Raw genomic sequence first — 11028 nt, forward strand, 5'->3', positions numbered from 1 at the left:
AACTGTCGCGGCCTGACACGAAGGGCAAGACAGGCTGCATTGTGGTTGCCGAACACCTCCCGCAGGTGAGTCAAATATTCCGGCCCGGGTCGTTTCGCCATTTGTCAAATGAATCGACGGTAGCAAGTTTGTGCGACCGAGCCGCAGTCTCGATTTCGTAGGCTGGCGCACGTCGACGCAATAATTCAATCAAGTGCCGATGCTCTTCAATGGAAGCTAAGCCTCGGGTGGGAATCTGGAGGAAAACAGTGCGCCGAATAGCGTCCAACCTACGTACAATCTCGCGGATCGCTGTTACCAATTCCGCATTGGGACACCGGTCGTAGATGATACTGTGGAACTGCTGGTTGTGGCGGCTGAAACTCAACGGGTCGAGGTGCTCCATCGCCTCCTGCATCTGATCGGTACTAGCGCTCAGACAGTCGATATCTGACTCTGTAATGTGTTGAGATGCGAGCACTGTTGCGTATCCTTCCAAAACCGCGAGCACAGTCAAGTCCTGGTGGTAAGCGACTGGGTCCACAGGTGCGACTTGCGCGCCAGCATTTGGGCGGAATAGCACGAGGCCTTCAGCTTCGAGTCTGCGTACCGCCTCGCGCACAGGGATCGCACTGACTCCCATTTCGGACGCCAGAGCATCTATGACAATACGGTGGCCAGGTCCGTATGCGCCCTCGCGAATCCGTTTGCGAAGCTCAACGTATACGCGTTCTTGTTTAGACATGCGTGCGGCGGACATGTCCTAAAGATATAGGAAGCGTCAGACGAGCTGACTTCGGCGTGAAGTGTCATCCTGTTGACTCAATGGGGTCCAGACACGGATGGCGACGACCGCCCACCGAAATTTCAACCTTGACAGCTTGCTGGATCATGCGCACGTGCACGTGATGGTGTTCGAAGCGAAGCAGTTGCACAAACCGTCAAATCATATACGATTAAGATCACTGCTCCGGCGCTGACCCCTGAGGCATCCTCTTCGAGGCCCTGTCGCGCCTGACAAACATTCTGGTTGCCGAGCGACGGCGCGTTTGCGCGTAGTTTACTGGGCACGTTAAGCGAAGGAGGCGGCGTGACTTATATGGCGCAGTCGCGGTCATTCAATCCGCGGACAGGGCGATCGGTAGCCGCAATGGAACCAACTGACAACTGCGGCGTCGACTGGGCATTGCGGGCAGCGACGCGCAGCCTCGACAGCATGGCCAGGCAACATCCCGATCACCGGGCGTCGTGGCTGCGGTCAATCGCATCGGCAATCGAGGCACACGCCAATGAACTGGTCGAGCTGGCTGATACGGAAACGGCCTTAGGACTCGATCGCTTACATGGCGAATTGTTCAGGACCGCAGAGGCATTGCGGTTCTATGGCGCCGCAGCCAGTGAGGGTTCCTGGCTAGGGGCGACGATCGATCGCGGAAACGGGGCAAAACCTGACCTGAGGCGTATCAATCAGCCATTGGGTCCTGTGGCTGTGTTCGGGGCGAGCAATTTTCCATTCGGTTTCGGGGTCGTCGGGCACGACACTGCGTCAGCGTTGGCGGTAGGTTGCCCGGTAGTGGTGAAAGCTCATCCCGCTCATCCTCGACTCAGTACAGCATTAGCCGAAATCGCCCTAGCCGCGCTAACCCGTGAGGGTGCCCCGGAGGGGGTGTTCAACTTAGTGTCCGGTTTCACTGCAGGGGAACAATTAGTTAGCCATACCTTGACCGCCGCGGTGGCTTTCACAGGATCGCAGAGGGGCGGTATGGCATTGTGGCAGCTGGCGAATAGTCGTGATCAGGTAATCCCCGTTTTCGCTGAGATGGGGACCGTAAATACCGTCGTGATAACACCTTCGGCTGCAGTTTCACGCGGTAGCGAAATCGCCGAAGGGTTTGTAGAGTCTTTCACCGGCGGAATGGGGCAAGTGTGCACGAAACCGGGAATCCTCCTGGTGCCCCAGCAGTCCGATATACCAACGCTTCTGATCGAAGCATTCCACCGATGCGTATCTTCAGGCTGGCTCCTCACTGAAGACATAGCCAGTCATTTCGCCGACGGTATAAAGGCATTCATCGATCGCGGCGCTGAAGTTCTGGCAAGCACCGACCCGCCGAAAAGCGGGTTCGGGGCCGGTCCCGCGCTACTGCGAGTGCCTGTCGAAGCAATGGTCAGCCAGTCCCGATTCTTCGAAGAGTGCTTCGGACCGGTTGCCTTGGTGTGCGAGTACCGAGATCAAACCGAACTCGACGCTGTGCTCAGACGTCTCCCAGGTGGCCTAGCTGCCGCCGTTCATAGCCACGGCGACGAGGACGAATCAATGATTCGTCTGGTCGATCAGCTCAGCCGGATTGCTGGAAGGGTCGTAGTCAATGGATGGACGACTGGCGTCGCGCCGGGTTGGTCCCAACACCACGGCGGCCCGTGGCCTGCCACGTCAAACCCCAAATCGACGTCTGTAGGTTCCGCAGCGCTCTCTCGGTTCGTCCGGCCGACGACATACCAAAACGTACCGGAGGCCGCTCTCCCGCCTGCACTACAAATGTCGAATCCATGGCAATTGCCCAGACGTGTTGATGGCCTGATGTCGTGAATGAATACTCACCGGACGGGACAGCGTATCAATCGATTTCAAACGGTCTCACTGCTAGAAATTGAGAACAAAAACGCGAAGGAAGTCTCACGGACCCAATAGTGATGCCGGTTCCGATTGTGTCGCATGTACAACTGAAACCGGCATCGGAGATCCCGGGATCCGCCGTACCATGCTCGCCGGTTGCAACAAGATAGTTCTCCAAAGTGGTGCGGTTAGTCTTGCCGAAGCAAATCGCAACCGAGGATTACTACATCGCTGAGATGCTCTTTGGTAGATCGACAGTCTCCCCCAGAGGATAGAGCTTCTCAACAATGAGAGGAACTTAAGATTCTTAGCTACGGCGCAGACTGGTCATTTAAGTAGCAATTGCGTTCGTCGGCATCTGTTAACGCCGTCGTGGCCATTATGCAAAGCCGTCTATGTGACTATTACCGAGCGGAACCTTCAAGTGCTTTACTCACGACTTGGACACGCGTTGCCCATCGCCTTGCTCGGTCACGCGGTGCGCTCGGTACTCGGTCATGGCGGCCTGCGATGTCTCCCGGCCGGTGTGGTCCGGCCGAGAGACATCGATCACGCTAGTTATCGGAGAATATCGCATCGAACTGCGTTCGGCGCTATCCTTGAATAACGCAGCATCCAGACATGCGATCGGTGGTCGCACTTCTGCCGACTGGTCTATCCAGGGTGACCCGTGTCACGGATGGACTAGATGGGCTGATTGTCCGATAGGTGAGGTTATCCAATGGGTGAGGGTCGTTCGCTCGACACTCATGGGTGTCCTCCGTCAGTGGTGATGGATCTAGCAGGCGCAGGCTTTCTCGATGCCGAGATAGTCGGCAGTGACGACTTCGCCGAGATTTACAGATGCGCTGAATCGAACCGAGCTCGCCGGGTGTATGTGAAAGTGCTTCGCGGCCATCTTGCCAAACAAGACCGTACCGAGTTCTTCCGAGAACAGAATGCGATCAGGCAGCTGACGGAACACCCGAACATCATCAGCATTCTGCACGTCGGTACCGTCTGCAGTGACCTTCCGTATTTTGTGACCCATTGCGATTTGCAAGCCAACCTTGATGCTCAAATCCGGAACGATGGTCCCCTCCCCCTGGATCAGGTCCTCCGGGTAGGAGTGAAACTGGCCGGCGCAGTTGAAGCAGCGCACCGTGTCGGAATCTTGCATGGTGATGTCAAACCCTCGAACATCTTTCTTACCGCAAGCGGGGAGCCGCAGTTGGCAGACTTCGGCAGCGCACAGATCACTGACCGGTTGGACCCCCTCGGCACCACCACAGAGTCATCAGCCTTCACCGCGCCCGAAGTGCTCGGCGGCAACTTACCAACCCCGGCTGCCGACATCTACGGACTCGGCGCCACCCTGTTCAGTCTCCTCACTGGCGATAGCGGGGCTCAGATTTCCAACCGGCCTATGCCAAGCAGTGGGCAACCAACGTACGGTTTTCGCGAGTACCGAATTCCTGTCGACGTTTCAGCAACGGTCGCCCGTGCAATATCACAGGACAATAGTCTGCGTCCTGCCACCGCAGCGGAATTCGGCGAGGAATTGCGCAATTTACAAAGGAAATACAACTTCCCAGTCGACGAGATGTCTCTGGACACAGAACTTAACGGCGGGACGGACACGGAGGCGCAACACTCACCTGAGCTGAGAAACTTCAACTCAACTCGCTCATCTGGGCATAGCATGGCGTGTCCACTTCCATTGGAGCTCACTAGCTTCGTCGGTCGCCGACAGGAGCTCGCCAAGGCGAAAAACTTGCTAGCAGGGGGCCGGCTGGTCACTCTGACGGGCATCGGAGGTGTAGGTAAGACCCGTCTAGCGATGCGTGTGGCTGAAAGCGTCCAACACAAGTACATCGACGGAGTTCGACTGATCGAGTTAGGTGGACTACGCGACAAATCGACATTGATCGAGGCGGTAGCGTCGGCTGTCGGAATTCAGGACCACTCGACGAGGCCTGTGCGCGATATTCTTATCGAGCACCTTGCGACGAGGGAGTTGTTATTTGTCATCGACAACTGCGAGCACATGGTAAGCGCTGTGGCGGAGCTTGCAGAGTTCTTGTTGCGAGCGTGTGGAGTTCTGCGAATTTTGGCTACAAGTCGTGAACCCTTGGCGATCGAGGGCGAGACGGTACTAAGAGTCCCTCCGCTTGCCGTCCCTGACCTCAAACGAGAGAGTTCGTTGCGCCAGATGCCCAAGTATGACGCGGTGTCCCTGTTCACTGAACGAGGAGCGGCCGCAGTCCCCGGGTTTGCACTCACGGAGGAGAACGCACTGGCGGTAGCTGCAATTTGCCTTCATCTCGACGGCTTGCCGCTACCAATAGAGTTGGCCGCGGCGCGATTACGCGCGATGTCACCAGAGCAGATACTACGACGACTCAACGGGCGCTACGCACTACTCAGTCGCGGTAGCCGAGGCGCACCGACACGGCAGCAAACCCTCCGATCGTGTATCGATTGGAGTTACGATCTTTGCACCGCCAGAGAACAATTGGTGTGGTGCCGCATGTCAATCTTCGCGGGGAGCTTCGAGCTAGATGCGATCGAGTACGTATGTGGAACCGACCTTACTCCGGAGGAGCTACTCGATACTCTGATGGCTCTGGTAGAGAAGTCGATCCTTATCAGGGAAGAGCACGGGGCCGTGGTTCGGCTGCGGATGCTCGAAACTCTTCGTGACTACGGTCATGAGAAACTAGAGCGAAGCGGCGGTGGTGTCGCATTGCAGCGACGCCACCGCGACTGGTACCTCGCCTTGGCTCAAGATGCGGAAGTCGACTGGATCAGTGCTGATCAGATCGAGACGATAGACCGCTTGAAACGAGAACAATCAAATCTGCGGGAGGCCCTTGAGTTCAGCATCAACGATGATGTCGTCGCTGGTCTTCGTATCGCATCTGCGCTCCGCTGGTTCTGGAGCTCTCAAGGTCTCTATAACGAGGGACGAAGTTGGTTCGACCAGCTACTCGCCGTGCAGAGCGGCCCGCCCACTTCGGAGTGGGTTAAGTCGCTCTACTGCGCCAGCGTGATGGCGGGCATTCAAGGTGACCTCCACGCCAGCGCAACGCTTCTGGACGAGGCCCGCAGGCTAACGGCTGGGACTGATGACCTCATGATGGGTGCCTACGTCGACTGTGCTGACGGAATGCTCGCCCTATACTCCGGAGACCTCCCGCGCGCCTCTTCTCGCTTGGAAGCTGCTCTTGCGCAATTTAGTAAACGAGGAGAACGGACCCTCGAGACAAGCGTTCTTTACCAATTGGGTTTGGTCTATGGGCTGTCCGACCGCAGAGATCAAGCGATCAAGTGTTACGAACATGTCCTCACCATCACCGCAACACATGGCGAGAAGGTATATCGATCTCATGCGTTGTGGGCTCTGGGCATCGCAGTCTGGCAGCAGGGCGACAGCGAACGAGCGGTTCAATTGCTACTGGAGTCGTTGAGGTTGTCTAGACAAGTTCGCAGCCCACGCATCGCCGCCAAGTCAATCGAGGCGATGGCCTGGATCGAGTGCGAACAACACAATGCACAACGCGCCGCTGTTCTCCTCGGGGCAGCGGAGAGCGTGGCACATTCGGTAGGTAGCGCAGCAGTAATTCATTCCAGCCTTATTGCCTACCATGAGATATGCGAACAGTTATCCCGTCGAAAGTTGGGGATCGACAGATATGCGGCGGCATATCGTAGGGGTAGGCAGAGTAGCTTCGCCTCGGCAATCGCCTACGCCCTCCACGAACAACTCACGGGCGCTTCGGCAGGGGATACAAAATCAGCAATACTGACCAAGAGGGAGCGAGAAGTCGCTGGACTTATCGCCGATGGATTAACCAATCGAGCCATCGCGGAGCGCCTCGTGATCTCACCTCGCACGGCGCAGGGTCACGTCGAGCACATCCTGACCAAGCTAAGCTTCACCTCTAGAGCACAGGTCGCGGCTTGGGTTACGCAGCAGATCCACGAGGGAGACTGATCAACTCTTCATTCGTGCATGCGAAGAATTGAATGCGCTTCCTTGCACGGTCAGGATCGCAACTGGGTGACCTGCGCCTCTGACATTGACAGCCGCGAAATGAGCAGCGCCAGGTACCACCGCAACGCAGGGCCTACCGCCCGACCGAGGCGCAGCGCGAATCTGCGCCAGAATCCGGCGAAACCCGTGCGTGCATGTAGGCATGGGTGGCGATGGAGAGGATGCGTGCAATTATGAAAGCGCCGATGGTGATTCCGCGCCATCTTGTCGACTGCTGCTGTGCTGGCACCGGTTTCCTCCGTGAAGGAGGTGAGGGAGGTAGACAGGCTGTAGAGCGCTGGGGTCCACGCGTCAGTGGTGTTCTCACCGAAAGATGCTTGGTCTCGGAGCTTCTCGGAGTAGACAGCGGTCCGGATCGCCGCTGCTGCAGCGAGGTTGGCAAGCTGGGCTGAATATGTCAATCCCATTCAGGTCCAGTAAGGCGGCTTGATCCAGTCCCACCTCAGGCTGATTGTTGGGCTCGGGTGTGCGCGAGTCGGTAGGAGTCGGTTCCGGTTTCGATGATGTTGCCGCCGAAGGTGAGCCGGTCGACGATGGCAGCGCAGAGCCGCGGGTCGGTGAATGTTTTCGTCCAACCGGAGAAAGATTCGTTGGAGGCGATGGCGACGGAATTCTTCTCCTCTCGTTCGGTCAATACCTGAAAAAGCAGCTCCGCGCCTCGCTTGTCGAGTTCCATGTAACCGAGCTCGTCGATGCAGAGCAGATCCACGCGGCCGTAGCGGGCGATCGTGCGGGCGAGTTGTTTCTCGTCAGCGGCTTCGGCGAGCTCGTTCACCAGTCGCGTGGCGAGGACGTATTTGACGCGGTAACCATGCTCGGCGGCCGCAGCGCCGAGCCCGATGAGCAGGTGCGATTTCCCGGTTCCGGAGTCCCCGATCAAGCACAGGGGTTGCCCTTTGCGGATCCAGTCGCCGGTAGCGAGGGTGCCGATGGTGGCGGGATTGATATTGGAGTTGGCATCGAAATCGAAGTCGGAGAGCCACTTTTCGCGAGGAAACCCCGCTCCCTTGGTCCGTCGTACGACGCTTCTTCGGTCACGGTCGTCGCATTCGGAGAGCAGAAGCTCAGCCAAGAATCCGTAGTAGGAAAGTTGGTCTTTGTGCGCGGAGCTGGCGGCCTCGGCAACAACGGCACGAATGGTGGGAAGTCGTAGTCGCCGGCAGGCTTGATCGATTGCGGCTGTGGCGGCTTCTTCTGTCAGTCCGCGGCGGCGCAGGGTGGTGGAGATCGATGTGCTGGGTCGGCTCATGTTCCTGTTCCTTCGGTGCTGTGTGTTGTGGCGCGGGTAGGTAAGCGGAGCAACTGGTCGTATCGATCAACACTGGGGAGTGGCCGTGAGTCGGCCGGTAGACCTGCGATGACCGCTGCCGGATCGGCGAGACGGCGTTGAGTCAGGCTGACAACACGTTGCTCACGGCCGTCCCGTCGAGCAACGAGATGACGGTGTGAACCAGACCCACCCGTATCGATGCTCGATGACGAGTGCCGGCGGGCTTCGACCGCAACGACGTCGGCGGTGACCGCGCCGACGGTCAAGGCCGATTCGATGCCGGCAATCACGTCATCGGCGTTCATGGTGCGGTGCAGGAGCAGAACGTCGATGAGTTGGCGAGTTCCGCCGGCATCACCGTCGGTTTTGCGGGCCGCCGCCCAGAACGCGTCATGGCTCGCAGTGAATGTTCCATTTCTGCGGGCTGCTGCCAAAGCGCTCGCTCCTGGTAGCGCACCGGGTTTGGTGCGTAGCACTTCGAGGTAGTGGTCGAGATCGAGGCTTTGGCCGCCTTGAGTGACGACGCGTGGATGACGAGCGATCACCGTTCGTCCGTCGAAGACCACCACTTCCGACGCACGCAGTGATACTCGCACTTGCCTGCCGATGAAACGCGCTGGGACAGAGTATTTCGCCATCCGCACCGTGATCAACGCTGACCGATCGACTCGGGGAGTCAAGGACAGACCGGGGTCGAATTCTTCGTCTGGAACAGGGAGCAGGAGCGGTGCCTCTACTGCGAGGTCCTGTCCAACGGTCCGGATTCGGTCGCTGATACGTCGGTTGTTGTCAGCGGTGTCCCAGGCACGGATCTTCTCGTTGAGCTCATCGAGTGAGTCGACGACAGGCATCGGAGACAACCGATTACGGCGGAACCGGCCCACTTCACCCTCGACGCCGCCTTTCTCGTGCGCCCCGGAGACACCAGGTTGGCAGTAGAACGCGTCGAACCCGAAGTGCGAGCGGAAGAGCAACCATCGCTGGTTCTCCACCCGGGCACGAGATTGCCCGTAGATCACTTTCTGCACTGCGCTGGTCAAATTGTCGTAGCGGATGTGGCGGGGTCGGGACACCGCCGATCTCGGCGAACGCGGCGATGTGTCCTTCGAGGAACGCTTCCTGCCCTTGCGTCGAGTACACCCGATGCACAGCTTTTCCCGAGTAGGAGAGGCGAAAGGTGAACATGTGGCATTTCGTTTTCGTCCCGGCCAGCATCACCCACACTTCACCGAAATCGACTTCCGCTTCGGCTCCGGGAGCGTGTTCTTGCGGGATGAACACTTCGATACGGCGTCCGGCCTCGACGTCGATCTGCGCCCGCCGGACCCGCACGTAATCTCGCACCGTCGAATACGAAAGGTGCTGCGCTCCATGCTCGTCGGCAAGTCTGGCGAGGATCCGACGGGCCGTGTGACGTTGCTTGCGTGGTCCATCGATATCAGCGGTGAGCATCATGTCGATCGCGTTCTTGAACGGATCGAGCTTCGGCGAACAGCGCACCGGAACTTTTCTCGGCGGCGGCTGTGCGTGCGCCAACGCCATCCGCACCGTCGCCCGGCCGACCTGATGCCGGCGGGCTAATTCCCGAATCGAATAACCCTCGACCCGGGCATCACGTCGAATACGAGCAAACAACTCCATCCGAGTCTCCATCACTGCCCTCCACCAGCTTGCTGGCATCTGAACAACCAGATGCCACCAACACTGAGGTGGGCTCAGCTCAAACCGTCACCACCGCTGCGGCGAGTCGCAGATGGGTCTGGATCAAGCCGTCACAGTGGTCTCGAATCAAGCTGTCATAAACAGCTGGGCACTGACTGCCGGGAAGATTCGACTCGATCGTCGATTCTTCGACCACGAATGTCTCCGCTTCTATTTGGGTTGATCGCACCAGCACCCGAGTAGGGTCGGCGCTGTCATATGGCCGGACGCACCACGATCGCTGGCTTCAGCCTCGTGCAACCATCGGGTTGCGCGAAGGCGACCATGGCTGAGACAGCAGGCTGCGCGCGGCAATGGAATCTGCCTGTCACGATCTGCGCCGGGTACGGGTGAGTAAAGTGCCGCTTTCACCTAGACGATGACAGTGGCTTGACCGAGATGGGCCGCTGTCACCCGTCCTCGTACTGCGCGACTCGGCACTCACCGCCTTCCTCAGGCATTCATCCGCCAAGAAAGCTTGCGACCTCAGTCATTCGCAGTTCTTGGCAGATCTCGTCTGCAAAAGCTGTCTTGAGCAGTCTGGAAATGTTGTTTCACCGGCACACCGCTTGTCCTGCCGGGTGCGGATCCCGTCGTCGTTGAGTTCGTCGCAGATATATTGCAAGTTTTTCCCTGCGTTTCGCAGCACCAGTATTCTGCGGAGTACGGGGATGAGGGCCAAGCGTCGGCCACCCGACACGGCGGCTCACTGCGCGCCACCTCCTCCGTGGCGGTTGAGCAGAACGTCCAAGAGCCGAGAAGCGCACTCGGAGCGATCCGCGAACCCGACAGGGCGAGGAGCAGCAAGAAGGGCCCCGGTGAGTATGATGATGCCTCGCCACCGCGTTGAGAGGGGAAGCAACTGCCCAGATAATCAAGGCCGCAGGCGAATTGGGCATAGCTACGGCAAGTATGGTGAGAAATTTCCGGAGAAATTACCTGCCACGCAAATTATGTGATCGGCCGGCCTTGACTCTGTTATTTAGACGTCCAAAAACCCGTAAGTGGATTGGAAACAGTCGACTTACAGGTTTCATTAGGGCCGCGGGTGATCTGCGAGTTGATAGTGACAGTCCGGGTTGGTGCTTCGCTCTGTTGAGCACGGCGAACCCATAAGGATCCCAAGCACGCGATTCTTGCGGTCTCGGTTCGGACATTACGGCGCTCGAACCGAGAGAGGTGTTCGTCGAGGCCGGTGACTTTCGGCGGCTGGAATGGGTTGCACTTGGACAACCACTATCCGACTGACCGTCGGATTTACATGAGCTGATCGAAAGCCTGGCGTAACGGCGAAGATACAGCACGGATCACATCTTCGAGAGCCCGAGACTGAACCGTGCCGGGTTTTTTGCCGCTCCTATGCTGGCGACATCTCCGGCTGGAGAATTGATAGTTGAGAGTAGTAGACGGCCTCGAACTCGTCCG

4 protein-coding genes and 1 pseudogene are annotated in these 11028 nt (G+C 58.3%); 2 read left to right on the forward strand and 3 right to left on the reverse strand.

Translation table 11 applies throughout. The features are described 5' to 3' along the window. Positions 1 to 70: 70 nt before the first annotated feature. Positions 71 to 739, reverse strand: a complete 669-nt coding sequence (locus ACFWEM_RS31865) for a GntR family transcriptional regulator (protein WP_378539672.1) — start codon at positions 737 to 739, stop codon at positions 71 to 73. 339 nt (positions 740 to 1078) lie between these two features. Here ACFWEM_RS31865 and ACFWEM_RS31870 point away from each other — a divergent pair, with 339 nt between their 5' ends. Both ACFWEM_RS31870 and ACFWEM_RS31875 read left to right on the forward strand, forming a co-directional pair. Beyond that, positions 1079 to 2569, forward strand: a complete 1491-nt coding sequence (locus tag ACFWEM_RS31870; RefSeq protein ID WP_378539677.1) for an aldehyde dehydrogenase family protein — start codon at positions 1079 to 1081, stop codon at positions 2567 to 2569. Between the two features lie 748 nt (positions 2570 to 3317). Then, positions 3318 to 6572, forward strand: coding sequence for a protein kinase (locus ACFWEM_RS31875; RefSeq protein WP_378539673.1), 3255 nt, complete (start codon positions 3318 to 3320; stop codon positions 6570 to 6572). A gap of 502 nt (positions 6573 to 7074) precedes the next feature. Here ACFWEM_RS31875 and istB read toward each other — a convergent pair. Beyond that, positions 7075 to 7881: an IS21-like element helper ATPase IstB gene (gene istB, locus ACFWEM_RS31880; RefSeq protein WP_378539674.1), complete on the reverse strand. Its 807-nt coding sequence runs from the start codon at positions 7879 to 7881 to the stop codon at positions 7075 to 7077. Then, positions 7878 to 9555: pseudogene (gene istA, locus ACFWEM_RS31885) on the reverse strand (IS21 family transposase). Before istA ends, istB begins: the two are co-directional and overlap by 4 nt. Positions 9556 to 11028 lie beyond the last annotated feature (1473 nt).

Origin of the sequence: Rhodococcus sp. NPDC060176, assembly GCF_042728675.1 — a bacterium.
Classification (GTDB): Bacteria; Actinomycetota; Actinomycetes; order Mycobacteriales; family Mycobacteriaceae; genus Rhodococcus_F.

Coding starts and splice junctions, on each gene's coding strand:
- ACFWEM_RS31865 (WP_378539672.1), bottom strand. CDS start 739: ATGTCCGCCGCACGCATGTCTAAACAAGAACGCGTATACGTTGAGCTT.
- ACFWEM_RS31870 (WP_378539677.1), top strand. CDS start 1,079: ATGGCGCAGTCGCGGTCATTCAATCCGCGGACAGGGCGATCGGTAGCC.
- ACFWEM_RS31875 (WP_378539673.1), top strand. CDS start 3,318: ATGGGTGAGGGTCGTTCGCTCGACACTCATGGGTGTCCTCCGTCAGTG.
- istB (WP_378539674.1), bottom strand. CDS start 7,881: ATGAGCCGACCCAGCACATCGATCTCCACCACCCTGCGCCGCCGCGGA.